Raw genomic sequence first — 26,851 nt, forward strand, 5'->3', positions numbered from 1 at the left:
CTCAGCATACCAGCAACCGTAAGGGGGGTGCCACCCCCGCCCTATTTCACTGAAGGCGATCCGACAGAGGACCCCGATAGGGGTGTCTTCTTCATAGACCGGGTGTTGAGGCACGAAGTGCCAAAGATCGCCAGAGACTCCATTTTAGACAAAAAGTGACAAGAAGAGACACAGAGAGACTCTGTGAGATAACTCCTCCCAGGGGGTGTGCTATATTTGCAGCGCTGGAGCTTCCGGACAAGTGAGGTGATCTTCACCGGGTGCGGGGAGATGGGGGGCAGCCTCTGCTTCTCCTGCTTTGCGTATGCCACATCCTCTATCTTGAGTATAAGCATAGGTATTTTGACTCGACCCCTTGCGTGTCGCCGGGACGGGAATATCTGCTCGGCGACCCGCAAGGGGTCGATGAGTAAGGTGGAGGGCGCTACACATCGGTCACCGCTTCGCGGATGACCGATGCCTATGGAGCGGGCACCCCTGCCGGGGTGCCACCTGCCGGATGCGCTCTCTTGTCGGATAAGTCGGATAAGTCGGACGGCGAAGACTGACGACCATCGAGGTGTACCCCGGAGGGGTGCCTACTCCCCCCGCTGGGTACGGGCTTTCTTGGCGGAAGGGACGATTGACACAGAGCAACCCGGTCGGGGTGCGATGAGGTAGAGGGCAAAAAAAAAGGTCGGCTCCCGACAGGAATAAAATCCTGTCGGGAGCCGACCTTACTTAACTCAAATGAGACTGACCGGACGTCAGTCCTCAGGCATAATATCCTCTAAGGGTGTCTCGTCCAGCGGGGCGGGGGCGGTAGCCTTTGCGGCCTCAAGGAGACGCTTGGTCTCGAGGTCTGCCTTATTGGCTACAACGAAGCCCTTGCGCGCTGCCAAGCCGGTACCGGCGGGGATCAGGTGACCGACGATGACGTTCTCCTTGATGGAGTCGAGCGCATCGGTCTTGCCCTCGATCGCAGAGTTATTGAGCACCTTTGGCGTCTCCTGGAAGGAGGCGGCGGACATGAAGCTCTTGGTCTGCAGGGCAGCCTTGGTGATACCCTGGAGCATCTGACTGCTGACTGCCGGCATGGCGTCACGTACCTCGATCGTGCGGAGGTCCTTGCGACGGAGCTGGCTGTTGGCGTCACGCAGGCGGCGCAGGGTGATGATCTGACCCTCGCTGTACTCCTCGGAGTCTCCCGGGTCGGTGATCACCTTCTTGCCCCAGAGGGCGTCGTTGGCGTCCTTGATATCCTGCTTGTCGACAATGTCCTGCTCGAGGAGGTTGGTGTCGCCGGCATCCTCTACGAGGACCTTGCGGAGCATCTGGCGAACGATGATCTCGAAGTGCTTGTCATTGATCGCCACACCCTGCTTGCGGTAGACGTCCTGGACTCCATTGACGATGTAATTTTGCACCGCATTGGGGCCGAGGATGGCGAGGATGTCCTGCGGAGAGATCTGCCCGTCGGAAATGGGATCGCCGGCACGGACGAAGTCATTCTCCTGCACGAGGATCTGCCGAGAGAGTGGCACCATATACTTGCGCTCCTCACCGGTCTTGGAGGTGACGATGATCTCACGATTACCGCGACGGATGCGCCCGAGGGTCACCTCACCATCGATCTCAGAGACGACGGCAGGATTGGTGGGATTGCGTGCCTCAAAGAGCTCGGTGACACGGGGAAGACCTCCGGTGATATCACCGGTCTTCACGACGACGCGGGGGATCTTGGCGATGATGTCGCCGGCCTTGAGCTTGGCACCATCTCGCTGTGTCAGGAGGGCGCCGGCCGGGAGGTCATAGGAGGTGGCACTCTCCTCGCCCTTGCGGATCACGCTGTAGGCTGGGGTAGTGTTCTTGTCCTTACTCTCAATGATGACCCACTCACTGCGGCCGGTGGCGACATTGGACTCGCTCTGTACCTCGTAGGTGACGCCCTCCTTGAGTCCCTCGAAGTGGAGGGTACCGTCGGCCTCAGCGACCATAACGGCATTGAAGGGGTCGGACTCGTAGATGGTGTCGTCGGCCTTGACTGCCGTACCGGGCTCCACGAAGAGGTGGGCACCGTAGGGGATATTGTTGCTGATGAGCGACATGTGGGTATTGGGGTCGACGATGCGCATCTCTGCCTGTCGGCCGATGACCACCTTGTAGCTCTTGCCGTCCTCGCCCTTGGAGTCGACGGTGCGGAGCTCGTCGATCTCAAGGATACCGTCGTACTGAGCCTTGATGTAGCGCTCGACCGTATCGGAGGAGGCGACACCACCGGCGTGGAAGGTACGGAGGGTCAGCTGTGTACCCGGCTCACCGATCGCCTGTGCCGCTACGACACCGACTACCTCGCCCATCTGTACGGGGCGGTTGTGTGCCAGATCACGACCGTAGCACTTGGCGCAGACACCCTCCTTGCTCTCGCAGGTGAGGACGGAGCGGATCTCCACCTCGGTGATGGGGGACTCCTGGATCTTGGTGGCGGCGGCCTCATCGATCTCCTCATTGGCACGGACGATCAGCTCACCCGTGATCGGGTGGATGATGTCGTGGACTGAGCAGCGGCCGAGGATGCGCTCGTAGAGAGAGGCAACGACATTCTTTCCCTCCTTGATCTCACGACGGACGATACCGCGGAGGGTACCGCAGTCCTCCTCCGTGATGATGACATCGGATGAGACGTCGACGAGACGGCGGGTAAGGTATCCGGCGTCGGCAGTCTTGAGTGCCGTATCGGAGAGTCCCTTACGGGCACCGTGGGTGGAGATGAAGTAGTCGAGCACGGAGAGGCCCTCCTTGAAGTTGGTCAGGATAGGATTCTCCATCGTCTGGGCCCCCTCACCGCTGCGGACCGGCTTGGCCATCAGACCACGGATACCGGAGAGCTGCTGGATCTGGTTGGCGGATCCACGCGCTCCGGAGTCCATCATCATGTAGATGGAGTTGAAGCCGTCCTCGTCCTCCTTGAGCTGCTGCATGAGCACCTGGGAGATCTTATTATTGACGTTGGTCCAGACGTCGATGATCTGATTGTACCGCTCGTTGTCGGTAATGATACCGAAATTAAAGTTGTCCATGATCTCATCGACCTGGCTGAAGCCGTCGGCGATGATCTCCTCCTTCTCCTTAGGTACGATGACGTCGGAGAGGTTGAAGGAGAGCCCTGCCTTGTAGGACATGTAGTAGCCGAGGTTCTTGATGCGATCGAGGAAGGCGGAGCTCTCTGCGATACCGCAGTACTTGATCACCTCACCGATGATGAGGCGGAGGTTTTTCTTCCCCACCACGCCGTTGTAGAAGGGGAGCTCGCCCTTGGGCATCATCTGATTGAAGAGCATACGCCCGTAGGAGGTCTCGATGACGTGGGTGATCGGCTGACGCTGATCGTCAAGGTCATCAACACGCGCCTTGATGATGGCGTGCATATCGAGACAGCCCTGGTCGTATGCGACCTGCACCTCCTCAAAGTCACTGAATACCTTGCCCTCACCCTTGGCCCCGGTGCGGGTCTTGGTGATGTAGTAGAGACCGAGGACCATATCCTGCGTAGGTACGGTGATCGGTGCACCGTTGGCGGGGTTGAGGATGTTCTGTGAGGCAAACATGAGGAACTGTGCCTCGAGGATCGCCTCATTGGAGAGGGGGAGGTGGACCGCCATCTGGTCTCCATCAAAGTCCGCATTGAAGGGCGTACAGGAGAGCGGGTGGAGCTGGATCGCCTTACCCTCGATGAGCTTGGGCTGGTAGGCCTGGATACCGAGTCGGTGGAGCGTAGGGGCACGGTTGAGGAGGATGGGGTGTCCCTTGATGATATTCTCGAGGATGTCAAAGACGACCGGCTCGCGACGATCAACGATGCGCTTGGCACTCTTGACGGTCTTGACGATGCCGCGGTCGATGAGGCGACGGATGATGAAGGGCTTGTAGAGCTCGGCAGCCATATTCTTCGGCAGACCGCACTCGTACATCTTCAGCTCAGGACCGACGACGATGACGGAGCGGGCGGAGTAGTCGACGCGCTTACCGAGGAGGTTTTGGCGGAAGCGTCCCTGCTTACCCTTGATGGAGTCGGTAAGCGACTTGAGGGGACGATTGCTGCGACTCTTGACGGCAGCTGAGCGGCGGCTGTTGTCGAAGAGTGAGTCCACAGACTCCTGGAGCATACGCTCCTCATTGCGGAGGATCACCTCAGGCGCCCTCGTCTCGATGAGTCGGCGGAGACGGTTGTTGCGGATGATGACCCGGCGGTAGAGCTCATTGAGGTCCGAGGTGGCAAAGCGACCACCATCGAGCGGCACGAGAGGACGGAGCTCCGGGGGGATCACGGGGATCACCTTCATCACCATCCACTCGGGACGGGAGTAGCCATTGGAGGCACGGAAGCTCTCGACCACCTGGAGGCGCTTGAGGGACTCCTTCTTGCGCTGCTGGGAGGTCTCCTTGGAGGCACCGGCACGGAGCTGGTAGGAGAGCTTGTCAAGGTCGACTCGCTCAAGGAGCTTGAGGATGGCCTCACCGCCGATACCGGCGATGAACTTGTCGGGATCGCTGTCGGGGAGGTCCTGATTGCCCTCGGGGAGACGATCGATGATGTCGAGGTACTCCTCCTCGGTGAGGAAGTCGAGATCCTCGACGTCCTCGGCTACGCCCTTATTGATCACCACGTAAGACTCGTAGTAGACAATCTTCTCGAGCTTCTTGGAGGGGATGCCGAGGAGATAGGCGATCTTATTGGGGACAGAGCGGAAGAACCAGACGTGTACGATCGGCACCTCGAGCTTGATGTGCCCCATGCGCTCACGACGCACCTTCTTCTCCGTCACCTCCACCTGGCAGCGGTCGCAGACGACCCCGCGATAGCGGATCCCCTTGTACTTACCACAGTGGCACTCGTAGTCCTTGACCGGACCGAAGATACGCTCACAGAATAGTCCGTCGCGCTCCGGCTTGTAGGTACGATAGTTGATCGTCTCCGGCTTGGTTACTTCACCGTGCGAATTCTCGAGGATCTCCTCCGGAGAGGCGATCCCGATGCGGATGCGGGAGAAGTTGGGGTTGATCTTGTTTGTTATCTTGAAAGCCATAAGCTATGATTTTCTCTACTTTATGCGTCTCAAAAAATCACCGATCGATCACTCGAGATTGAAACCCAGCCCGAGACCACGAAGCTCGTGGACAAGGACGTTGAGTGACTCAGGGATGCCCGGCTCCGGGAATGCGGAGCCCTTGACGATCGCCTCGTAGGTCTTGGAGCGACCTACCACATCGTCTGACTTGACGGTGAGCATCTCGCGCAGGGTGTAGGCGGCACCGTAGGCCTCGAGGGCCCATACCTCCATCTCTCCGAAGCGCTGACCACCAAACTGTGCCTTACCACCGAGTGGCTGCTGCGTGATGAGCGAGTAGGGACCGATGGAGCGGGCGTGCATCTTGTCCTCGACCATGTGGTCAAGCTTGAGGAAGTAGGTGACGCCGACGGTGGCGGGCTGGTCGAAGCGCTCACCCGTCTCTCCATCGTAGAGGTAGGAGACACCGTAGCGCGGGAGACCGGCCTTGTCGGTCCACTCGTTGAGGTCATCGAGTGAGGCGCCATCGAAGATGGGGCTGGAGAACTTTACGCCCAGCTTATAGCCTGCCCATCCAAGGACCGCCTCGAAGATCTGCCCAAGGTTCATACGCGAGGGCACACCCATAGGATTGAGACAGATGTCGACCGGCGTACCATCCTCGAGGAATGGCATATCCTCCGTGCGGACGATCTTGGAGACAATACCCTTATTGCCGTGACGTCCTGCCATCTTATCGCCCACCTGGATCTTACGCTTCTTGGCGATAAGCACCTTGGCATTCTGGATCACGCCATTGGGGAGCTCGTCACCGATTGTGGCGTCAAATTGCTTACGGTAGTAGCGGCTCTCGATCACCTTGGACTCATGGAGGTAATTGATGATCAGGTCAGCGATCAGCTGATTGTCATGCTCGTCAGAGGTCCAGCCCTCGGGCACCACCTCCTCGTAGATGATCTGCTTGAGCACAGGACCGGTGATCTTGACTCCCTTGGCGACCACAGTGGTGCCGACGTAGTCCTTGATCCCCTGGCTGACCTTGCGATTGGTCAGCTTGCCGAGCTTGGTGAGGAAGAGCTTCATGAGCTGGTCCTGCTCCTTCTCCTGCTCCTCGTCGAGCTGCTGCTTGAGGTCACGGATCGTCTTGCGGCTGTTGCCGGTCTTGACGGCACGTGAGTAGAGGTGGGTATCGATCACGACGCCACTGAGTGAGGGATCCGCCTTGAGCGAAGCGTCCTTCACGTCGCCCGCCTTCTCTCCGAAGATGGCAAAGAGAAGCTTCTCCTCCGGGGTGGGGTCGCTCTCGCCCTTAGGGGTGATCTTACCGATCATGATGTCTCCCGGGTGGACGTGGGCACCTACGCGGATGATACCATTGGCATCCAGCTCGCGGGTGGCATCCTCACTGACATTGGGGATGTCGTTGGTCAGCTCCTCCATGCCGCGCTTGGTGTCGCGAACCTCGAGATTGTACTCGTCGACGTGGACGGAGGTGAAGAAGTCCTCGCGGACAAGGCGCTCATTGATGACGATAGCATCCTCGTAGTTGTACCCCTTCCACGGCATATAAGCGGCGAGGATATTACGTCCCAGGGCGAGCTCACCACGCTCGGTGGCGAAGCCCTCGGTGAGGATCTGTCCGGCAGTGACGCGATCGCCCTCCATGACGATCGGGCGCTGATCGACGGTGGTACTTTGGTTCGTCCGACGCCACTTGGAGAGGTGGTACTCGGTCACCTCGTCAGCGAAGCGGACAAACTGCTCGTCCTCGGTGTAGTCGTAGCGGATGCGGATCGTATTAGCATCGACATACTCGACCACGCCATCCCGCTCGGCCATCACCTGAGAGCGACCATCGCGCACCATCGGTCCCTCGAGACCGGTGCCGACGATAGGCGACTCTCCGTGGAGAAGCGGCACAGCCTGACGCATCATGTTACTACCCATGAGGGCGCGGTGCGCATCATCGTGGTCGAGGAAGGGGATCAGTGCGGCAGCGATGGAGCAGATCTGCATCGGCGCTACGTCGATGAGGTCTACATCCTCGGCATCTACAACGGGGAAGTCCGACCCGTGACGGCTCTTGATCTGACCGTCGAGGAGTGTCCCGTCGTCACCGATATTGGGGGTGAATTGCGCCACCGTCATATCCTCCTCCGCCTCGGCGGTGTAGTACTGGACACCGCCCATGCTGAAGTCAACCTTGCCACCATCGACCTTGAAGTACGGCGTGGCGAGGAAGCCCATGTCGCTCACCTTGGAGTAGACACAGAGAGAGGAGATCAGACCGATATTGGGACCCTCAGGGGTCTCGATCGGGCAGAGGCGCCCATAGTGGGTGTAGTGGACGTCTCGCACCTCAAATCCTGCGCGATCACGGCTGATACCGCCCGGACCAAGAGCCGAGAGACGGCGCTTGTGGGTGATCTCTGCCAGAGGGTTGGTCTGGTCCATAAACTGGGACAGCGGGTTGGTCCCAAAGAAGGAATTGACCACGCTGCTGATCGTCTTCGAATTGATCAGATCGACAGGGGTGAAGACCTCATTGTCCCGCACATTCATACGCTCGCGGACCGTACGGGCTATGCGAGCGAGGCCGACGCCAAATTGCTGATAGAGCTGCTCGCCGACGGTGCGGACGCGGCGGTTGCTCAGGTGGTCGATATCATCGATGTTGGCACGACCATTCTTCAGCTTCACAAGATAGTCGATGATGGCGACAATATCCTCATTGGTGAGGATCTTCGTATCCTCGGGGATATCGATATCCAGCTTGTGATTGATACGGTAGCGACCGACATCGCCGAGGTCGTACCGCTTGTCAGAGAAGAAGAGGTTGTTGATGACCTCTTGAGCGGACTGCTCGTCCATAGGGTCCTGGCTGCGGAGCTGGCGGTAGATATGGTAGACCGCCTCCTTCTGAGAGTTGGAGGGATCCTTCTGCAGCGTATTGGTGATGACACTATAGTCGAGTCCGGACTCAGACTCTCTCTCGAGGAGCATCGTCTTGGGCGCATTCTTGAGGTCAAGGATCGCCTGGATATTCTCCTCCGTAAGCTCTTCATCTCGATCGACCACTACATTGTAGCGCTCCATGGAGACTACTTCACCCGTTTCCTCATCCACGAGGTCCTCTACCCACGTATCGAGGATACGTGCGGCTACTTTACGACCGATATTTTTCTTCAGGTTGGTCTTGGTCACCTTCACCTCCTCGGCGATGCCGAAGAGACTCAGGATGTCCTTATCAGTCTCGTAGCCTATGGCTCTCAGCAGAGTGGTCACGGGCAGCTTCTTCTTGCGATCGATGTAGGCGTACATGACGTTATTGATGTCTGTCGCAAACTCGATCCAAGATCCCTTAAAGGGAATGATACGGGCGTTGAAGAGCTTGGTGCCGTTGTTGTGCACGCTCACCGAGAAGAATACTCCCGGGGAGCGGTGCATCTGCGACACCACCACTCTCTCAGCGCCGTTGATAATAAAGCTACCTGCAGGCGTCATATAGGGGATCTGCCCCAGGTAGACGTCCTGAATAGAAGTATCAAAGTCCTCATGCTCAGGATCTGTACTATACAGCTTGAGCTTCGCCTTGAGAGGGACAGTATAAGAGAGCCCCCTGCTCAGACACTCCTCAATGGTGTACCTGGGAGGATCCTCGAAGTAATCCAAAAACTCGAGGACGAAGTTATTTCTCGTGTCGGTGATTGGAAAGTTTTCCAGGAATGCTTGGTACAGTCCCTGGCTCTTCCGCTTACCGGCAGGCATATCCAGCTGCATGAAGTCCTTGTACGACTTGAGCTGAATGTCGAGAAAGTCCGGGAAGGGTAATGGATGCTTGGAAGAGGCAAAGCTGACTCTCTCAGGCTTATATTGTGAGGACATAAAATTCTTTAATTCAAGGAGTAGTAAAAGACACGAAAAGGTTAAGAACCTGCCGGTAATGGCCGGTCCTTAACCCTTCACCCTACTCTACGAGAGAGTCAGGGGTAGTAAGTGAGGATTACTGAAGCTCAACAGTAGCTCCGGCCTCCTCAAGGGTCTTCTTAAGAGCCTCAGCGCTAGCCTTGTCCATATCCTTCTGGACAATAGAGGGAGCACCGTCGACAAGCTCCTTAGCCTCCTTGAGACCAAGTCCGAGAGCGGTCTTGACAGCCTTGATGACCTGGAGCTTAGATGCACCGGCATCCTTCAGGTTTACGTCAAAAGAAGACTTCTCGGCAGCTGCCTCACCGGCACCTGCTGCAGCGGGACCAGCTACTGCTACAGCGGCAGCAGCAGGCTCGATGCCGTACTCATCCTTCAGGATAGTCTTCAGCTCAGTTACCTCCTTGACGGTCAGATTGACCAGCTCCTCAGCGATTGCTTTTACGTCAGCCATATCGTTATTATATATATAAAAAAGTTGTAAACGTATTAATGGATTGTCTTACATTGATCTGTCGCTTAGTCTGGTATGCCGGGCACATCCCGCAGTAAGGGGGAGGGCAGATCAGGTCCCGGCATAGACGGTCACCGATGGGGAGAGTCTCAGCCTCCGTAGAGGGCGAGGCAGTCCCAAACGCCTTACGCCTCGGCTCGCTTCTCGAGAGTCTCCAGGACACCATGGATGGTGTTGCCTGCAGAGCTGGCCTGAGAGATGACGTCCATGATCGGAGACTCGAGCATGGAGATGATATCTCCGAGGAGCTCCTCCTTGCTCTTGAGGGCAGCCAGCGTATCGAGCTCGGCAGCACCCAGGTAGAAGGTATCATAGACGTAGGCAGCCTTCAGGCTCGGCCTCTCGATATCGGTACCGGCACTCTTGAGCTCCTTGTGGAAGTCCTTGAGCACACGGGCAGGGGCATTGGCGGTCTCAGAGAGCATCAGCGCGCTGGTGCCCTTGAGATAGGGGTGGAAAGGCTCATACTGCTCCTCGTTGATGTCAACGAAGGCGCGGTGTAGGAGCGTATTCTTCACGACCATCATCTTGACACCATGCTGGAAGCACTGGCGACGGAGGGCAGTAGTCTGCTCAGCGTCGAGAGCCATGGCGTCGACCAAATATGCGTGGGGATAAGCCTCGAGGAGCTCCTTGAGCTGCTCGATGACTTTCGCTTTATCTTCTTTCTTCATACTTATCTATAGGACAAAAGAGGGATGGATATATCTCCGAGGGAGACATACGTTACGCCTCAGTCAATGCTCGGGTGTCGATCTTGATACCCGGACTCATGGTACTGGAAAGATAGACGCTCTTCATGTACGTACCCTTGGCAGACGTGGGCTTCAGGCGCTCCAGTGTGCGAAGGAATTCACGTGCGTTATCAGCGATCTGCTCGGGGGTGAAAGAGACCTTACCGATGGAGGTGTGGACGATACCGGCCTTGTCGACACGGAAGTCGATCTTACCAGCCTTGACCTGACGGACAGCATCACCGATGTTGTTGGTCACCGTACCGCTCTTGGGGTTAGGCATCAGACCTCTCGGACCGAGTACACGGCCAAGGGCACCGATCTTACCCATGATAGCAGGCATAGTGATGATCACATCGATCTCAGTCCATCCGCCCTTGATCTTCTCGATATACTCGTCGAGGCCCACATAGTCGGCACCGGCATCCTTAGCCTCCTGCTCTTTATCGGCAGAGCAGAGGACGAGGACACGCACCGTCTTACCCGTGCCGTGAGGCAGGGTGACGGTACCACGTACCATCTGGGTGGACTTACGAGGATCGACGCCAAGGCGTACATCCATATCTACGGAGGCATCAAACTTCGTCGTGGTGATCTCCTTGACGAGCTGCGAAGCCTCCTTGAGAGAGTACTCCTTCGTGCTGTCGACCTTAGTCAGAGCGATCTTGCGATTCTTAGATATTCTACTCATAATCGTATTCTACCTTCTGATATTACTCGACATCCTCGGGGAAGTCTCCCTTAATGGTAATCCCCATGCTCCGTGCCGTACCGGCAACCAGGCGCATGGCGCTCTTCACGGTGAAGCAGTTGAGGTCGCTCATCTTATTCTGAGCGATCTCCTTCACTTGGTCCCAAGTGACGCTAGCCACCTTGCTACGATTGGGCTGTGCGCTACCCTTCTTGACCTTAGAGGCCTCGATGAGCTGAGCGGCAGCGGGCGGCGTCTTGATGACAAAGTCAAAGGACTTGTCCGCATAGTACGTGATGACGACAGGAAGGAGCTGTCCGCCCTTGTCCTGTGTCTCAGCATTGAATCTCTTGCAGAAATCCATGATGTTGATCCCCTTTGCACCAAGTGCAGGACCAACCGGAGGGGCAGGATTAGCTGCTCCACCGCGGATCTGAAGTTTCAACTGACCGGCAATTTCTTTTGCCATGATTCATTCAGTTTATTGTCAAACAATAATTTGGCGAAAAGTACACTCGAGGAACCGCCACCCTTAATGACATCAGACCCACGTGTGGAGCTCCTTCCTCTGTCCATTCCTCTCGCGAGGAGGGGAGGGGTGACTCCTGGGACCTATGATGCCGGGATACCTGTGATCGGCTCACGCCGGGACGACTGCCCGGGCTCACCTCTCACAGATGAGACGGCTATGACTCACTCTCCTTTTCTACCTGTGTGTAATCCACCTCCATCGAAGTGTCTCTCCCGAAGACCTTCACCAAGATCTTCAGCTTCCTACTATCCGGGGATACCTCAGTCACGTCACCAAAGAACCCTGTGAAGGGGCCCTCATTGACCTTCACACGATCGCCGACCGAGAAGCTCATATCGAGATCCTCCGGACCCTCTGCAAGACGGTCGGAGATCTCCTTGATGCGCTTCACGTCGAGGTCAGACAGTGGCTCCGGGTGGACGTCACCACCGATGAAGCCCAGCACTCCGGGGACGCGACGCAGCTTATGCGTCGTCTCGCCCGCCAGGCGCGCCTCCACGAAGACAAAGCCACTGTAGTACGGTCTTACCCGCTCTACACGCTTGCCTGATGCGGTACGACGCTTAGTGATGGTCGTCTCCATAGGCACCAAGATCTCCCCGACATTCTTGTCGAAGAACGGCTCTACATCACGCATGCCGTTGATATAGTCCTTCACAGCCTCCTCCTTGCCGGAGATGGTCTGGAGGACGTAGTACTTGAATACCTGATCTTGATCGTCGTGAGACATTGTCAAAGCATCTGCCAGTCCGACAGTCCCGAGGGACCGCACTCACGGACTTGTGTGAAACTAAAGTAAATCGGACTAAATAGGAAGCCCTAAGGGGAGCGAGCAGGTGCAGGAGAGACCTATCGGTCTCGCACCTCACTTCGCAAGGGTTGTCATGAAGCCTATCATATAGGGAAAGACTGCGGCACGCGATGAGTCCTCATCTCGCCCGTCAGTCCTTGACCTCCAGCTCGGCTATTAGATGATCAGACGGTAAAGTCCACTCATCGCATACTCGAGGATCTGGTCTACACCAAATATGAGTAGGGATAGTATGACGGAAGCTACCAATACAATCACCGCGCTCTGGGATAACTCCTTGGGCGTCGGCCATGACACCTTATAACGCAGCTCGTCGAAGCACGCCTTGACGTAGGCGCTGCTGCGCTGGAAGATGTTCTTGCTCTCAGGTTCAGCCATAAAGCCTAATATCTACTTACACATTTTAAATTGAGCAGGGGATGCGAGGCTCGAACTCACGACACCCGGTTTTGGAGACCGGTGCTCTACCAACTGAGCTAATCCCCTATAGATAAGCCGTCTCCTGAGGCGTTAGCGTCCCGAGGGACGGCTTATCATAGTCTATTGACTTGCTTGGGTCTTACAGACCGTGAGATCAGTCGAGGATCTCAGTGATCTGACCTGCACCGACGGTGCATCCACCCTCACGGATGGCGAAGCGAAGACCTGCGTCGCAAGCAACCGGAGAGAGAAGCTTCACCTTGATCTCTACGTTGTCACCGGGCATCACGATCTCCTGACCCTCAGGCAGCTCGATGTCACCGGTAACGTCAAGCGTACGGATGAAGAACTGCGGACGGTAGTGGTTACGGAACGGCGTGTGACGGCCACCCTCCTCTTTCTTGAGGACGTAGATGGAAGCCTTGAACTCAGAGTGCGGCTTCACGGTGCCGGGAGCGCAGACGATCATACCACGCTTCAGCTGATCCTTGTCGATACCGCGGAGCAGGATACCTACGTTGTCACCTGCCTCACCACCGGTGGACATATTCTTCTGGAAGGTCTCCACGCTGGTTACGGTAGACTTCAGGCCATCAGCACCGAGACCGATGATCTCTACAGCGTCACCGGGCTTGATGCGACCAGTCTCTACACGACCGGTAGCTACGGTACCACGACCGGTGATGGAGAAGATATCCTCGACAGGCATGAGGAACGGCTTGTCCAGCTCGTGCTCGGGAGTGGGGATGTACTGATCGACAGCGTCCATCAGGTCCATAACGGTGTCGACCCACTTCTGCTCACCATTGAGAGCACCAAGGGCAGAGCCGTGGATGATGGGGGTATTGTCGCCATCGTAGTCGTACTTAGAGAGCAAGTCACGAGTCTCCATATCTACGAGCTCGAGCATCTCCTTATCCTCGACCATATCGCACTTGTTGACAAATACGACGATGCTGGGGACGTTCACCTGACGGGCGAGCAGGATGTGCTCACGGGTCTGGGGCATAGGACCATCGGTAGCAGCTACTACGAGGATGGCACCGTCCATCTGAGCGGCACCGGTGACCATGTTCTTGACATAGTCGGCGTGCCCGGGGCAGTCTACGTGAGCGTAGTGACGTCCTACGATGTCAGTACCGCGCTCTGCACCCTCTACAGCATCGGGATCCAGCAGATCATCAAGGGACTTACCCTTGCGATCCATGGTCTCATACTCCACGTGTGAGGAGTTGATGGTGATACCTCTCTCCTTCTCCTCGGGAGCGTTATCGATCTGGTCGAAAGAGCGAGCCTCAGAATCCTTACCAGAAGCCTTGGCAAGTACGTTGGTGATGGCCGCCGTCAGAGTCGTCTTACCGTGGTCTACGTGACCGATGGTACCGATGTTGACATGCGGCTTCGTTCTCTGGAATTCTTCTTTTGCCATAATACAAAAAATATAGTTGAGTTAAGTAATTCTCTACCCACATAAGGGCAATAGTAGCCGGCAATACTCCCATTTCTCCCCCTTAAGGAGACCAACGGAGTAACGCCGTCTCATCTACTCCCTCACACTTCGTATAAGAGCCGCTTCCGAGAGTTGAACTCGGGACCTCATCCTTACCAAGGATGCGCTCTACCACTGAGCTAAAGCGGCATTTGTTGCCATGATCGCAGCCCCGGAGGGACTGCACTAAGAGCGGAAGACGGGACTCAAACCCGCGACCCTCAGCTTGGAAGGCTAATGCTCTATCAACTGAGCTACTTCCGCAGATCCAAGAAGAGAATCAATGCCCGCACCCGGGCACCTCCTTCCCCTTGTCGTGTGCGCAGAGGCGGATTCGAACCACCGAAGGCAAAGCCAGCTGATTTACAGTCAGCCCCAGTTGGCCACTTTGGTATCTGCGCGTCTTCTATCACATCCGCTATGCCGACCTCCGCCCGCATATCTCTCGAATGTGGTTGCAAATGTACGACAAAAATCCAGATCCGGCAAGTACTTCTGACCCTTGAGTGTCACTTTGTCGCAAAAAATAGGCTAAGACCCTATATATAGGGTATAGTAGGAAACCCCGGCAGGAGTGGAGGGGACCCGGTGACTTACCCCGCTGAAGCAGGCTGATACCTCAGGGGTATTTCTAATACCGATATTAGTGATCTCTAATACCGATATTAGACTTCTCTAATACCGATATTAGATCAGCGCTTGTGGGGACGGGTCAGGGGATGACCTTCTCTGCAGCAGGTCATGCACCATTCGACACTTTTTCTCGAGCACTATTGCACCCGAGTGAGAGGGACCTAATAGACGAGGTCGCCCTGCCCGTCAATGAGAGAGCAGAGCGACCTCGAGTATCTATATGAGAATGTTGCACGAAGTGCCATTCTCGCACATTTGTTTCAAATGTGCAGAGACTTTGCACGAAGGATGAGATGCAAGACGCTGAGGATGAGGTCGAAGGGAGCGTACTCACGTACGTGACCGAGACCGAATTCCGAAAGCAACGCAGCAGATCGCCTTCGTGCAATAGTATCTATATATGGTCCTTACTTCCTTCGGCGATACCAGACGATGCCGCCGATGGCGAGGAGCCAGACGAGTGTGCCGATCCAGGAGAATTGGCTAACAGTCGGGTGGAGGTAATTGTACTCCCCCGACTCGAAGCGGAGCTGGAAGGGCACGACGTAGTCCGCGAAAGTTCGTCCACCGGGGGTGTCGAAGTGGAGGCTCTTGACGCTCGCGAGCGTCTGGGCATCCAGCGCAGTGTACTCTGCCCCCTCAGCATTACTCTGGATCACCGTCCAAAAGAAGGGGTTGCCGAGGATGGTCAGCTTCTCCTCTCGCATCCGTAGCGTGGGGAGATCGGCCCGCTGGAGCCGATACTCCGGCAGGTGGATAACGTAGAGCGAGCCCTCCCGGTCGACGACGAAGCCGAGGAACCGCTTGGAGGGGTACTCCGTGACGAAGAGGTACTCAGGCCGCACGTCCTCCGGCAAGTCGATCGGCCGTACGAAGGGACGACCGACAGTCTGTCGTAGCTGGTAGAGATGGTCCGCAGCGTCGACGAGGAGGTAGCCATTGTCATACGCCTTGCGGGTCGTCGGATTACCTGCCACGAGGCGGATGGGGAAGGTGACACCCTTCTCCTCCAGTGCCCGCTGGTAGAGCGCCGACTTATCCTCCTCGATCGAGTTGGACTCCATATTGACAAATTCGATCCGCCGATCTGAGAAGCGGAAGACATCCTCCGGCATCTCCAGATTGACTCTCTTGGACATCGACTCCAGGAGGAAGTAGAGCGGGGTCTCGTGCGTATTGAGACTCGCGGGGTGAGAGACGAAGATAAAGCTCTCACGCTCCAGCAGTCCCTGATCCACAGCGATGCCCCGGATGCTATCCGGGAGACGTCCATCCATCACCAGCTGGCGGTAGTAGAAGGAGGGGAGGATGCTATCAAACTCGCTGTCGGTGTACTCCCGACCGGCGTAGTCGTAGTAGCGGGTCCCCTCTCCATTCCGATTGTCGAGCGAGGCGAAGTCCTCCACCACCTCACTGTAGAGGGTGAAGGGGACATAATCCCCTTTGGGTGCCGTCATATCTCCGAGCGAGGTAATGCCCCAGACCAGTGCCAGTGCGGCAAGGAGGGTAAGCAAAATGGTGTATAGTGGCTTCATTGCACTCCTTCCTTAAAGCGTTGGATCGAGAGTATCGAGACGTAGCAGAGCAGCAGCGTCACCAGCCCCATCGGGAGAAGCGCCCCCTGGTAGAAACGAGGGGTCGTGCTGATGAAGTAGAAGTGGACGAGTGCGTAGCTGAGGAGTATGTAGAGCACACGTCGGCGCCAGGTGGACTCAAGCACCACGAGGGCGGTGAGTCCATAGGCGGTGAAGCCGGCCATAAACCACGGGGCGATGCTGACGAGCAGATGGGTCACCAGCTCCGGGGCAAGGATGCTCCGGAGGTAGAGGGCAAGCATCAAGTGCTGCGTGAGGCAGAGGAGCCCAAGGACCCCTACTCCATAGGTAAGCATGGTGAGGGCAATGGTCCCCTGGCCCATAGGCAGATGGAGGGTGAGCTTGAGTCGCTTCTGGATCATCTCAGGAGCAAATTGCGTCACGGCGAGTATCAGGCCCGTGAAGAGGGGCTGATACTGTAGTACATTGAGGAAGAGCACATCCTTGGAGAGAAGGATCTCCCAGAGGTGTGCCGCTCCTCGGAGAGTGATGACCCTCTGGAGGGTGAGGAGGGCGTAGGCGGTTATGGCGAGCCCTACGATGTAGAGCACTAAGAGCGCCCAGCGGGTCTTGATCCACTCCTTATATAGTAGTCCCTGTATCATATCCGACTCAGTACTTACCGGTTAGTCCGATGAAGGCGTCCTCGAGGGTCATCGGCTCCTCCACGAGCTGGTCGTAGGGGATCTGTGCTCTCTGCAGGTAGGCCTGCACATACTCTCTCGACTGGAAGGTGTGGAGCTCTGCCGCACGACCGATGACGGCGGTGTAGTAGAGATTCTCATCCCCCGGCAGAGCAGTAACCCCCTCACCGATGGTGAAGGTGTAGCGGTGGAAGGTCTCCATCAGCTCCCTCACCGGCATCTGGACAAGGATCTTCCCGTAGTCAAGGATGATACAGTCGTCAATCAGCCGCTCCATATCCTGGATGATATGGGAGGTGAGGAAGACCGTCTTGTCACGCCCGCTGGTGTAGTCCCTGAGGTAGTCGATGAAGAGACGCCGGTAGCCGGGGTCGAGCCCGAGGGAGAAGTCGTCAAGGATCAGGAGGTCGGCATCCTGAGCGAGGATCAGTCCGAGGGCGACCTGGGAGCGCTGCCCGCAGGACATCTGGCTGATCCGCTGCCGTGGAGCGATCTTGAGCTTGCTGACGAGGTCGTAGTAGATCTCACGCTTCCAGCGGGGGTAAAACCGCGCATAGAAGCGCTCGATCTCCGTGACGGTCATGAAGCTGTACTGCACATGCCCCTCGATGAGGAGAGCGATCTGCGCTTTTACGGAGGGAGGCATGGCTTGGATGTCGTAGCCGAGCATCCGACAAGTGCCTCCGGCGGGGCGGAGGTAGCCCGCGAGGATATTGATCGTGGTGGTCTTGCCGGTGCCATTCTTCCCCAAGAGACCGAGGATCCGTCCCCGAGGGACCTCGAAGGAGAGGTCCTCGTAGATGAGACGCTTCCCGTAGTAGTGGGTCAGGTGGTCACACTGGATGATGCTATCCTGCATGGCGTCACTTGCCTGCCTTCAGAGAGGGCTGTACGCGAGCATTGAAGTCCTCGGTCGAGTTATTGGTATCCTTGAGGTACTTCCGGCCATTCACCTCGCGCTCCACCTTGCGGATCACAGCGGTACCCTGACCGCTATTGTCCTGAAAACTATCGCGCCAACCGGTAAAGCCAGCATCGATGGTGTCAGGAATATAGCGCCAGTCAATCTTATCCTTAATACCCAGGAAGACAGCATCGACGATCCAGTCGAGGGGGACCTTGTAGGCCTTAGTCTCCATCTCCTTGACAAAATCCTTGAAGCGGAAGACATACTTCGCTGACCACGCATAGTCCTTCTCATAGGTAGCGGCATCGACCGGAACCCTAACGAGGGCAATGGTGGTGCAGCCCGCCTGATGGAAAGAGGAGACAGTGAAGGAGGACTTGTAGTAGGATACCAGATTAGGCACCTCAGGATTGTCTGTATCCTGGATTTGGGGCATGGAGGAGCGATCGTAGATCTCGAAGTCGGCGTGCTCGAGATTGACCGCTCCGGGGAAGAACTTGGAGTGGTCCAGGGCGTCATTCGCTACGATGATCGAGGCACCGGGCTTGACGGGATAGGTGGTCCCATCGCCGGAGATGATGGAGAGGAATCCGACCGGGAGGATATCCTTGATCGCATCCTTATCCACATAGTCCTGCTTCATATTGCACAGGAGGGCAGACTGCGCAATACCGAGCCCATCGGCATAGAGAGTCACATCGGAGTTGTTGGTGATCTTGATGTACTGCTCGCCGTACTTATAGGACTTCTTCGTCTCAGGATTGTAGGTAGGGCTGATGAAGAGCTCCTCGATGACGAAGCCGGAGCTGACATTCTCCGTGTACTGAGGGATAAGGGTGAAAGTACTCTTCTCGCCCTTCACGACGATGCTCTCCTCCATGGAGACGATCGTCTGGACCTTGCCGAGGCGATCGGACTGATAGGCGATCCCCGCAGTGAGGGAGACCTGGTACTTGCCCTCGAGGAGCTTCTGGTGGAAGGTAGCGGACTCCGGCTTGAGGGCGATCTCTTTGCCGTCCTGGCTACCCTTGATCGTCACCTGGAGGTCGCTGTAGGTAGCGTCCTTGAGACCGACAGGCGCCTCAATGGTGAAGGTACACTCGCTCTCGATAGCGGGCTTACGGGTCTCCTCAGGCTTGCAGCCTACGAGGAGGACGGAGAGGAGGGCGACAAGGGCCCAGAGGTGATGAAGTTGTTTCATGATCATTTTATACTTGAGATTATTATTTCAGGTTGACAGCACGGAAGTCCTCGGAGGAGTTGTTGGTGTCCTTGAGGACCTTACTGCCCTCGGAGAGGAGCTTACGGACAACTCTTTTCCCATAACGGGTGTCGTCATTGAGCGCTGGCGCGACGGAGGAGTAGCCGGCATCGAGCTTCTCGGAGACGGGGAGCCACTGGAAGTCATCCTTCATACTGAGATTAACCGCATCGAGGATCCACTCATTGGGAATCTGGAGGGCTGGTTCGCCCGGCATCTTCATCGGATCCATCCCCTCGATGATCATGACCTCCTCGTAGGGGTAGCTGTACTTCTTAGCGAGCTCCTCTGCGGTGAGCCCCTGGAGGTCAGCAAGCGCATAGGTGTGCTGACCATTGGTGCTCATCGCCCAATTCTGCACGCCATCACCGTAGGGATCGCTGATGAAGATCAGCCTCATGTCGGGTACTTGGGGATTGTCTGGCGTCTCGGAGTCGGTATAGCCCTTCTCGCTCATCCACTCAAAATTTGCCCCGGAGAGGTCGATTGAGTTAGGATTTGCCTGTGCATGATTGATCGCCGAGTGGCAGAGGATGATACTCTCATACGGCTTGACGGGATAGCTGGTCCCATCGCCGGGGATCTGCATCACGAGACTGACCGGCATGTGAGTCGAGCGGACATCCGGCTGGATCTGCTCCTTCTTGTCGTCCGACTGGAAGGTGGAGCGGACCAGCGCCAGGCCGTCGGCATAGCGGGTCACGGGGCTATTATTGGTGATGCGGATGAACTTATCCTCATCATACTGCTCACCATTCTTATTGAGCGTCCCGGCAAAGAAGATCTCGCTGATGACGAAGCTCTCCTTGGGCAACACAAAGGTAAGCTGACAAGTATGGGTGTAGCTCTGCTCACTCTTCGCAACAAGGTCCTCGCTGTACTCCAGCGTCGTGAGGACTCCCTTCGTGGCGAAGTCACCGGTGAGATGGAGGGTGTAGGAGGCACCCTGAGAGAGGGTGACCCTCGCCTTATTTTGCTCAAAGGTGAGGGACTGCTTCGTCCCCTTAGCCTTGGAGACGACCTCACCGCGGAGGTTAGTAAGTTGCCCCTCGATGCCAAGCGGGCTCTTCACCTCGAGGGTGACGAGAGCCTCACTCGGCTGCTCAGGAGCGTCCTCACGGCAGCCCGAGAAGAGGACTGAGAGGAGCAGTGCAAATGCGATAAAAAGAGTTTTCTTCATATACAAAATGGTTCTATAGAGTTAGCTGAATCTCCGCCAGCAGGGTGTGACGGAGTGAAGAGGGGAAGTGGTCGAGCCGATAGCGGCCGCCCACCTCGAGTCCCCAAGAGGGCTTGAGCGGCATAGGGAGGTGGTACTTGGGTGCAATGCTGAGGCTGAGACAGCTCGCTGTAGCGGACCGATAGCTCTGCTGGAGATGAGCCGTCACCGACTCCTCCATCTCTGCCATAGGGAGCGTAAGCAGGCCGACCGCCTCAGGGGCATAGCCCACCTCAAGGGAGAGAAGGCCGTAGCTCCGCTCGCTGCGATGGGAGACCTCTCCATAGAGGACCGCACGCCAGCGGTCAAGACGGAGCTCCTTCTCCGGCTCGAGCACTCTCGTCCGGAGATGAAGATAGGTCACCTCGGGCTGCACAAGCCAGTGCCAGCCCGGTCGGCGATAGTCAGCGTCGCCGAGGGAGAGTGAGAGCTTTCCCTCCACGGTGCCACGGTGAAAATTGGCATTGTACCCCACAACGGGATAGGTCCCGGCCTTAGGCTCGCCTACGATATGCTCTACACCGGAGCGTCTCTCGACACTTGCCTCGAGATCAAGTGCACCCATAAGTACCCCCACCCGGTGCTGGTAGCCGACACTCAGCCTCCCCTGATGATCGGTATAGTGGTGGATCGGCACCTCATTCATATCACTCACCGCCTGCTCCAGCCGGCTATACTGATAGCCAAGAAGAGTTCGCACCCCCTCGTCGGAGGTCCGAGGCAGGAGATGGAGCGCAGCCCCGAGCGACCGACCACGATAGTGGAGAGAGGGCTCATTGGTGTCAAACCTCCGGAAGCTGCCCCCGAGACCACTCATCAACCGCTGGAGACTGCCTCCGATAGGGCTATAGATCGCCACCCCACTCCGCTGCTTGTAGAGCCCATAGTCGAGCGAGAGTCCCACTTCGCAGGAAGCCACCGGGAGAGAGATCCCGGTGGAGAGACGTAGGTCAGAGACGATACTCCGAGGTCTCGGATCCACCGCGCGGTACTCCTGCTGAGAGCGGTAGTACATCTCCCCCGATAGTCGGAGCCAGGAGAGCTGATGGCTATAGCCGCCACCGAAGGCATACCTCTCCAGCGACAGGTCTCCGCCCTTCTCGTCAGCCATAATATAGGGGTAGAGCCGATCGTAGTCAGAGGTGCTGCGCCACTTCACCTCCTTCACACATCCATTGGCATAGTCGGCATAGCCCCAGAGGTGCTCCTTTGTCGACGGGAGGAGGTAGGTCTTCGCTTGGAGCCGTGCGATGCTCTCACCCCGCCCTTGCTCCTCATAGAGCGACTCTGTCTCGTTTCGTCCCTCGTATCGAGCAGCAAAGGAGGAGAGGGAGTTGCGGTACTGCCGATGATGGAGCGCCACCTGATCGGTGTAGCGGAGCCACAGCTTCTGCCAAGCGATCGAGCGCTCGTAAGATCGATCGACCACACTGAGCGTATCCGCAGCGTGGGCATTCATCACGACCATTAGGACGAGGAGAAGAAGGAGAAGGCGTCTCATAGCATCCGGAGCATTTTGATCCCACAGGTCTCCTCCTTGTCCAGAAAGAGCCGCTCGGTAGCCGACCCTCTGATCCAGACCGTCTCTCCGCTCTCCAAGAGGAGCGTTCCCTCCACCCGGACATCATAGAGTCCGCGGTAGAGCTCGTCCGTATAGGTAGAGGTGGTGACGGAGTTGCGGGTGGTGGTACGGCGGGTATTGATATTCTCCCACTCGATCTTATAGCTCTGGCGGACCACGGGAGAGGGGGCGCTGTAGTCCAGCTGGAGCGTCACGTGGCTCATCACGTCCGGACGCTCCGGCTGGTGGCAGGCGGACAGCCCCACGAGGAGCAGGAGTGCGATCAGGGTCAGAAACTTTGTCATAGATTGATCATCATTTCCATACCGAAGTAGGGGGTCTGATTGCGCCGGATCACGAAGCCCTTTCGCTCTATGTCCGGACTGTAGTCGAAGATCTTATTGACGAAGAGCGCAACCCGCAATTTACTCTCAAAGAGGGACTTCGTCGCCTTCAGATTGGTGATCATCATGAAGGGAACCACGTACCGCTCGAAGGAACTCTCGGTGTAGGTTCGCTTGAGCCACTGCAGCTGAGCATCGCCCTTATCCGCCGCAGTGAAGGGGCGTCGCTCTCCATCTGAGAGGGAGATGAAGTAGTCGGGATAATTGGAGAGAGGCATCTTCTGCGAGGAGGAAAACCAATTGGACTGAAAGGAGAGCGAGAGTCCCAGTCCGATCTTAGGGAGGTAATTGTCGAGCCTAAGGTCGGTATTGAGTATCTCGCGGACCAGTATCTCATTATCCTGATAGATGCCCACATAGGGGACCTCGCGCCCGCCGAGGACAGCTCTCGGGCGCTCATACTGCGGGAGACTATTCCGATAGGTGGTCCTAAACCACGCTCCCGATAGCGTCACGCGGGTATTGAGGAAGCGGTACCTCGGCGTACTCATCACCCACTCCACGCCACTCTTATCAGTCTCGCTTCCATTCGTATCAAGAGGGAGCAGGCGGAAGTCTCGTGTATCCCTGTACTTGAAGTCCCTGATGTCCGGCTTAGCTGTCAGGGTAGCATAGTCGACCGACTGCGGATCGTAGTACCGGAAGTCCGCGATCCGTAGCTCAGTATCCTTGCGGAAGCCACTCCGCATCCGCTCCCTGAAGCAGGTCAGAGTGGCGGAGTAGCCGGCATAGTCGAGATCGAGACGGAGCTCACCCTTGACGTTCTTCGCCGGTGCCAGCTGCTTATTATCCGGATCATAGATATAGGTCCGCATATAGACCAGGCGATAGTCCGGATTGCTGTGGTAGTAATTGAGCTCCACAAAGTCGTCGTAGATCTTGTCCGGATAGAGCTGCTCCATAGAGGGAAACATACTGAGGCTCCCTACCCCACCATTCAGCTGGACCCTCAGAGGTCGACCGGCTACCTCTATCGGGGCGAAGCTCCAGCGGGCGTTGAGTCGGATGTCCGGATACCACCGACCAGACATCCGGTAGGAGCGATCGAGGGCGAGGAGGCTATTGGCCACCACCCCGGCCATCAGGGTCAGGGCGTGCTCCCGGATCGGCAGTGTCATCTCATCCTCCACGAAGAGGGAGAGGACCGACTTACCCGGGACATCGTAGAAGGGTCGGGGGCGGCTGCCGGAGAGCCAGAAGAGGGGGCGATCGAGATCGAAGATCGCCCCTCGTCCGATATTCTTACTGTAGCTCCAGTCAGCTCCATACTTCAGCCTATGCCGGCTGGGGCCAAGGTCGAGACGACTACTGCCCTTGAGCTTGAGATAGAGGTAGAGCGGTCTGCTATCGACGGTGTGAGAGGCGAAGTAAGTGCGGGGATAGTACCGCCCCTCATGCTCTCCCTCCTCGCGGGTAGTCAGGTAGGGGACATCGCGACTCATCAACATATCCTTGGTGATGTCGGTCCGGTCCCAAGTGTGGGAGAGTGACAGAGTCAGATCCACGGCACTGAGCCAGGGATTCTCAGTCGGGAGGAAGGAGAGACTCTCTGAGAGAGCGAGGCGATGGTTGCCCGACCGATAGGTATCCAAGGGGGTGACGTCAAGGTCCTGATCCCGCTTTCGGTCATTGAGCGAACCGGTATAGTCGATGCTGGAGAGCGAGGAAAGGCTGCCTATCGTCCCCGACCATCTCCCGGAGAGACGGAGCGAACCGGTGATGCGCTCGTAGCAGTCGCGTACGCTCCGGGGGTCGGAGTAGGCACTGAGGTAGCCGATGCTGCTGATGAGATTGAGTCGGTGGGGGAGGAGGTCTACCCCTTTGGAGATGAAGAAGAGCTTGCTGGACATATCCGACTTGAAGCGCCCGGTGAGCTCATCGGTCCACTGCTTACGCTTCACTTTGATGAGACCGCTCGTCAGGTCGGAGTGCTCCACGGAGGGGATCCCCTGCACCACCTCGATGCTCTCCACGTCATCGGTAGAGATGGAGCGCATATCCACGCCGGCATTGATCGGCACCTGAGTCGAGTAGGCCCCATCGCTCCCATACATCCCCTTGAGCCCGGCATCCATCTGCACCGGGACGCCATCGATGAGAAATCTCGTCCCCATGGAGGAGGTATTGTACTGCGACTGATTGACCCTCGGGAGCAGATTATGCTGCCCTACGATGGGGAGTGTCGCCTCCCGCAGCCGGACGATATCAGGCGAGGTGAGGAGTGGATCGGAGGAGAAGCCTCCCGGGAGAAGCTCCAGTACATCGCCGATGCTGGAGGGCTGGAGCAGCGTCATCGCCTCACGCCCTATGAGAGACGAGGTGACCATACCCTTGGAGGGCTTAGCCGTCACCACCACCTCCTGGAGTTCGTCGGTGCTGACTTGGAGCTTGAGAGTAAAGGTGTGCTGCTCCGGTGTGACCTGTACCCGTCTCTCGTAGGGCTGATACCCGACGTAGGTCGCACGGACCAGGTACTCCCCAGGCATCACCCTCTGGAGTGCCAGGACACCCTTCACGTCCGTAGCCCCCTTGTACTCCCGCTGTCCTGCTATCATTTTCACGATCGCCCCGGGGAGAGGCATCCCATCACTCGAGTCTACGACCGTAAGTGTCACAGCCGTCTGCCCCTGCGCCACTAAGAGCAGAGAGAAGAGGGATAGGAGAGTCCAGCGGAGTCGCCTCATAGGAGTAGGAAAAGGAGGGGAATGAGTATCCCTAAGACAAGCTCCAGTCCGCCTACCCCTCTGAGCCCTTTCTTGCCACGAGCGAGGAAGAGACCCGAGAGGGTGATGACGATGAGGGCTATCGCGAAGAGGTCAGAGAAGTAGGTCCACCAGCGACCGGGATTGTAATGAAGGCGTACAAAGTCGCCGAGGATCGGTCGCTTCCGTAAGCGGTCATACACGCCGGCACCGGTCTGGAGATCCACCTCCAGAGTGGAGCCACCCTTGAGGAAGACCTTCATCGTCCTCTCATCCGGATAGTAGTGCTTCGTATAGTGCCCTTTCTCTCCGATCTCGTCGAGGAGGTTCTCTATCTCCGCCGTGGTGACTGACCCCTTCGTCCGAGGGGTCTCGGCGAGTGTACTAGGCAGCTCTATCCTCCTCGCGGAGTAGGCAGGATTGATCTCATCCCGATGATTCATCAGGATGCCGGAGAGGGCGTAGATAATGACGATCCCGGCAAAGAAGAAGGAGAGATGCCTATGGATCCACCGGCACGCCTTCACCAAACTCTTAGACCGGTCCCCTCTGGGACTGTATGCCATAGTGCGAGGGATCAGCGGATTTCGTAGGAGAGCCCCTCCATATGGTAGAGGCTGACGTAGGCCTTACCCTCCCTCTCTGTACGCTCTGCAATGCGGGACCGGAAATTGGCAATCCGCTCTCGGACGCTATTGGCCTCCGCCTCCGCATTGGCCTTCATATCGGCAGCACAGCCACCCTCGCCCTGAGCCTCCTTGGCCTGATCGGCGATCTGAGCCTCCCACTGAGCGAGGTAGCCCTCATCGATGCGGTCCTCCACGAGGACACCGGTCACCCGTACGATACTATTGACAGTCTCCTGAGGGAAACTGCCGATCGACTCACCCGCCTCTACACGGAGGGTCTTGGTATCATCGCTGCCCATGAGGAAGATCTTTCCTCCTCCATGCTTGCAGATATGGGTACAGACCCCCTCTACCTTGATGGTATCACCGACCAAGCTATCCGGGTCTGCCAGCACCTGATCCACCTCGAGGGCGGCAGGGTTCGCCTCCTCCGCGGAGGCCTGTGCCTTACTCTTATTATTATCACCCCCACAGGATGCGAGGCCGAGGGTCATACCGAGGAGCAGCATAAGGCTCCACTTGTTGATCAGAGTCATCTTTCTTCCTTAATCTTTAGTGATGCAATTAGGGACCACTCCCTATATAGCTGCAAAGGTGACCCAAATCAAGGCGTAAGCCCATCCTCACAAGTAGGTATTTTATCACTCAATACCTACCTGCCTTCGTGTATTTTTGGTCAGTCCCGATCCTTACCGGAAGACAAAGTAGACTGCCAGGACCAGGCAGACAAATGCAGCGAGGTGATTCCACTGCAGGGGCGTACCACGGAAGAAGACGACTGTGAAGAGCGTAAAGACCGTGATCGAGATCACCTCCTGGATCACCTTGAGCTGCAGGAGCGTAAAGGCTCCTCCATTACCCACAAAGCCATACCGATTGGCCGGCACCTGAAAGGCATACTCCATCAGCGCCAGCCCCCAGCTGAGTAGGATCACCACATAGAGCGGTGTGCTGTCCCGGAGTATATGCAGCTCCTGGAGCTTGAGATGCCCATACCAGGCAAAGGTCATAAAGACATTAGAGACCATCAGCATCGCCACCGTCAGCCATCCATTCATATCAGCACGTACACATTAAATATATAGGGTAAAGAAAAAGCCGCCCTCCCATCGAGCTCACGAAGGTACGAA

The 26,851-nt window shown here is 57.0% G+C and carries 20 protein-coding genes and 4 tRNA genes; all 24 read right to left on the minus strand.

Features of this window, described 5'->3' with window-relative positions:
* Positions 1-746: 746 nt before the first annotated feature.
* Complete coding sequence (gene rpoC / locus AC1EKE_RS05060) at positions 747-5,066, minus strand: DNA-directed RNA polymerase subunit beta' (RefSeq protein ID WP_480308527.1); 4,320 nt, start codon at positions 5,064-5,066, stop codon at positions 747-749.
* A 48-nt stretch (positions 5,067-5,114) separates the two neighbouring features.
* Entirely contained in the window at positions 5,115-8,933 is a 3,819-nt protein-coding gene (rpoB, locus tag AC1EKE_RS05065) for a DNA-directed RNA polymerase subunit beta (RefSeq protein WP_480308528.1), read from the minus strand.
* A 118-nt stretch (positions 8,934-9,051) separates the two neighbouring features.
* Complete coding sequence (rplL, locus tag AC1EKE_RS05070) at positions 9,052-9,429, minus strand: 50S ribosomal protein L7/L12 (protein ID WP_480308529.1); 378 nt, start codon at positions 9,427-9,429, stop codon at positions 9,052-9,054.
* A 185-nt stretch (positions 9,430-9,614) separates the two neighbouring features.
* Positions 9,615-10,163 (minus strand): 50S ribosomal protein L10, encoded by a 549-nt coding sequence (gene rplJ, locus AC1EKE_RS05075; RefSeq protein WP_480308530.1) that lies wholly within the window; start codon positions 10,161-10,163, stop codon positions 9,615-9,617.
* 52 nt (positions 10,164-10,215) lie between these two features.
* On the minus strand, positions 10,216-10,914 hold the full coding sequence (gene rplA, locus AC1EKE_RS05080) for a 50S ribosomal protein L1 (protein WP_296165184.1): 699 nt from the start codon (positions 10,912-10,914) through the stop codon (positions 10,216-10,218).
* Between the two features lie 22 nt (positions 10,915-10,936).
* A complete protein-coding gene (rplK, locus tag AC1EKE_RS05085) occupies positions 10,937-11,383 on the minus strand; it encodes a 50S ribosomal protein L11 (protein ID WP_296165183.1) in 447 nt (148 codons plus the stop codon).
* Positions 11,384-11,600: 217 nt separating this feature from the next.
* Positions 11,601-12,176, minus strand: a complete 576-nt coding sequence (gene nusG / locus AC1EKE_RS05090; RefSeq protein WP_480308531.1) for a transcription termination/antitermination protein NusG — start codon at positions 12,174-12,176, stop codon at positions 11,601-11,603.
* Positions 12,177-12,413: 237 nt separating this feature from the next.
* Positions 12,414-12,635, minus strand: coding sequence for a preprotein translocase subunit SecE (gene secE, locus AC1EKE_RS05095; protein ID WP_296164787.1), 222 nt, complete (start codon positions 12,633-12,635; stop codon positions 12,414-12,416).
* A 35-nt stretch (positions 12,636-12,670) separates the two neighbouring features.
* Positions 12,671-12,743 (minus strand) — tRNA-Trp (locus AC1EKE_RS05100).
* An 88-nt stretch (positions 12,744-12,831) separates the two neighbouring features.
* Positions 12,832-14,106, minus strand: a complete 1,275-nt coding sequence (tuf, locus tag AC1EKE_RS05105; protein WP_296164784.1) for an elongation factor Tu — start codon at positions 14,104-14,106, stop codon at positions 12,832-12,834.
* A 138-nt stretch (positions 14,107-14,244) separates the two neighbouring features.
* A tRNA-Thr gene (locus tag AC1EKE_RS05110) sits at positions 14,245-14,316 on the minus strand.
* A 41-nt stretch (positions 14,317-14,357) separates the two neighbouring features.
* Positions 14,358-14,430: transfer RNA gene (locus AC1EKE_RS05115), tRNA-Gly, on the minus strand.
* Positions 14,431-14,485: 55 nt separating this feature from the next.
* Positions 14,486-14,567 (minus strand) — tRNA-Tyr (locus AC1EKE_RS05120).
* Positions 14,568-15,206: 639 nt separating this feature from the next.
* On the minus strand, positions 15,207-16,334 hold the full coding sequence (locus AC1EKE_RS05125; RefSeq protein WP_480308532.1) for a DUF4857 domain-containing protein: 1,128 nt from the start codon (positions 16,332-16,334) through the stop codon (positions 15,207-15,209).
* The gene (locus AC1EKE_RS05130; RefSeq protein ID WP_296164011.1) at positions 16,331-16,999 is read right to left on the minus strand and encodes a hypothetical protein; all 669 of its coding nucleotides are present in this window, start codon (positions 16,997-16,999) and stop codon (positions 16,331-16,333) included. The genes AC1EKE_RS05125 and AC1EKE_RS05130 overlap by 4 nt, the downstream gene beginning before the upstream one ends.
* 7 nt (positions 17,000-17,006) lie before the next feature.
* Complete coding sequence (locus AC1EKE_RS05135) at positions 17,007-17,897, minus strand: ABC transporter ATP-binding protein (RefSeq protein ID WP_296164013.1); 891 nt, start codon at positions 17,895-17,897, stop codon at positions 17,007-17,009.
* A gap of 4 nt (positions 17,898-17,901) precedes the next feature.
* On the minus strand, positions 17,902-19,146 hold the full coding sequence (locus AC1EKE_RS05140; RefSeq protein WP_480308533.1) for a DUF4876 domain-containing protein: 1,245 nt from the start codon (positions 19,144-19,146) through the stop codon (positions 17,902-17,904).
* Between the two features lie 22 nt (positions 19,147-19,168).
* Entirely contained in the window at positions 19,169-20,386 is a 1,218-nt protein-coding gene (locus AC1EKE_RS05145) for a DUF4876 domain-containing protein (RefSeq protein WP_296164019.1), read from the minus strand.
* 13 nt (positions 20,387-20,399) lie between these two features.
* Positions 20,400-21,926, minus strand: coding sequence for a DUF6850 family outer membrane beta-barrel protein (locus AC1EKE_RS05150; protein ID WP_480308534.1), 1,527 nt, complete (start codon positions 21,924-21,926; stop codon positions 20,400-20,402).
* Positions 21,923-22,291 carry a hypothetical protein gene (locus tag AC1EKE_RS05155; RefSeq protein WP_480308535.1) on the minus strand — a complete coding sequence of 123 codons (369 nt, stop codon included), beginning with the start codon at positions 22,289-22,291 and terminating at the stop codon, positions 21,923-21,925. Before AC1EKE_RS05155 ends, AC1EKE_RS05150 begins: the two co-directional genes overlap by 4 nt.
* Positions 22,288-25,074: a TonB-dependent receptor gene (locus tag AC1EKE_RS05160; RefSeq protein WP_480308536.1), complete on the minus strand. Its 2,787-nt coding sequence runs from the start codon at positions 25,072-25,074 to the stop codon at positions 22,288-22,290. The genes AC1EKE_RS05155 and AC1EKE_RS05160 overlap by 4 nt, the downstream gene beginning before the upstream one ends.
* A complete protein-coding gene (locus AC1EKE_RS05165) occupies positions 25,071-25,658 on the minus strand; it encodes a PepSY-associated TM helix domain-containing protein (protein WP_480308537.1) in 588 nt (195 codons plus the stop codon). The genes AC1EKE_RS05160 and AC1EKE_RS05165 overlap by 4 nt, the downstream gene beginning before the upstream one ends.
* A gap of 11 nt (positions 25,659-25,669) precedes the next feature.
* On the minus strand, positions 25,670-26,257 hold the full coding sequence (locus AC1EKE_RS05170) for a hypothetical protein (RefSeq protein ID WP_480308538.1): 588 nt from the start codon (positions 26,255-26,257) through the stop codon (positions 25,670-25,672).
* 153 nt (positions 26,258-26,410) lie between these two features.
* Positions 26,411-26,779: a DMT family protein gene (locus AC1EKE_RS05175; protein WP_296119725.1), complete on the minus strand. Its 369-nt coding sequence runs from the start codon at positions 26,777-26,779 to the stop codon at positions 26,411-26,413.
* Between the last annotated feature and the right edge of the window lie 72 nt (positions 26,780-26,851).

Source organism: Porphyromonas sp. C0041D3, assembly GCF_056590575.1.

Bases quoted from the DNA above. Each gene is read 5' to 3' on its own strand.
- rpoC (WP_480308527.1), bottom strand. From the start codon at position 5,066: ATGGCTTTCAAGATAACAAACAAGATCAACCCCAACTTCTCCCGCATC.
- rpoB (WP_480308528.1), bottom strand. From the start codon at position 8,933: ATGTCCTCACAATATAAGCCTGAGAGAGTCAGCTTTGCCTCTTCCAAG.
- rplL (WP_480308529.1), bottom strand. From the start codon at position 9,429: ATGGCTGACGTAAAAGCAATCGCTGAGGAGCTGGTCAATCTGACCGTC.
- rplJ (WP_480308530.1), bottom strand. From the start codon at position 10,163: ATGAAGAAAGAAGATAAAGCGAAAGTCATCGAGCAGCTCAAGGAGCTC.
- rplA (WP_296165184.1), bottom strand. From the start codon at position 10,914: ATGAGTAGAATATCTAAGAATCGCAAGATCGCTCTGACTAAGGTCGAC.
- rplK (WP_296165183.1), bottom strand. From the start codon at position 11,383: ATGGCAAAAGAAATTGCCGGTCAGTTGAAACTTCAGATCCGCGGTGGA.
- nusG (WP_480308531.1), bottom strand. From the start codon at position 12,176: ATGTCTCACGACGATCAAGATCAGGTATTCAAGTACTACGTCCTCCAG.
- secE (WP_296164787.1), bottom strand. From the start codon at position 12,635: ATGGCTGAACCTGAGAGCAAGAACATCTTCCAGCGCAGCAGCGCCTAC.
- tuf (WP_296164784.1), bottom strand. From the start codon at position 14,106: ATGGCAAAAGAAGAATTCCAGAGAACGAAGCCGCATGTCAACATCGGT.
- AC1EKE_RS05125 (WP_480308532.1), bottom strand. From the start codon at position 16,334: ATGAAGCCACTATACACCATTTTGCTTACCCTCCTTGCCGCACTGGCA.
- AC1EKE_RS05130 (WP_296164011.1), bottom strand. From the start codon at position 16,999: ATGATACAGGGACTACTATATAAGGAGTGGATCAAGACCCGCTGGGCG.
- AC1EKE_RS05135 (WP_296164013.1), bottom strand. From the start codon at position 17,897: ATGCAGGATAGCATCATCCAGTGTGACCACCTGACCCACTACTACGGG.
- AC1EKE_RS05140 (WP_480308533.1), bottom strand. From the start codon at position 19,146: ATGAAACAACTTCATCACCTCTGGGCCCTTGTCGCCCTCCTCTCCGTC.
- AC1EKE_RS05145 (WP_296164019.1), bottom strand. From the start codon at position 20,386: ATGAAGAAAACTCTTTTTATCGCATTTGCACTGCTCCTCTCAGTCCTC.
- AC1EKE_RS05150 (WP_480308534.1), bottom strand. From the start codon at position 21,926: ATGAGACGCCTTCTCCTTCTTCTCCTCGTCCTAATGGTCGTGATGAAT.
- AC1EKE_RS05155 (WP_480308535.1), bottom strand. From the start codon at position 22,291: ATGACAAAGTTTCTGACCCTGATCGCACTCCTGCTCCTCGTGGGGCTG.
- AC1EKE_RS05160 (WP_480308536.1), bottom strand. From the start codon at position 25,074: ATGAGGCGACTCCGCTGGACTCTCCTATCCCTCTTCTCTCTGCTCTTA.
- AC1EKE_RS05165 (WP_480308537.1), bottom strand. From the start codon at position 25,658: ATGGCATACAGTCCCAGAGGGGACCGGTCTAAGAGTTTGGTGAAGGCG.
- AC1EKE_RS05170 (WP_480308538.1), bottom strand. From the start codon at position 26,257: ATGACTCTGATCAACAAGTGGAGCCTTATGCTGCTCCTCGGTATGACC.
- AC1EKE_RS05175 (WP_296119725.1), bottom strand. From the start codon at position 26,779: ATGAATGGATGGCTGACGGTGGCGATGCTGATGGTCTCTAATGTCTTT.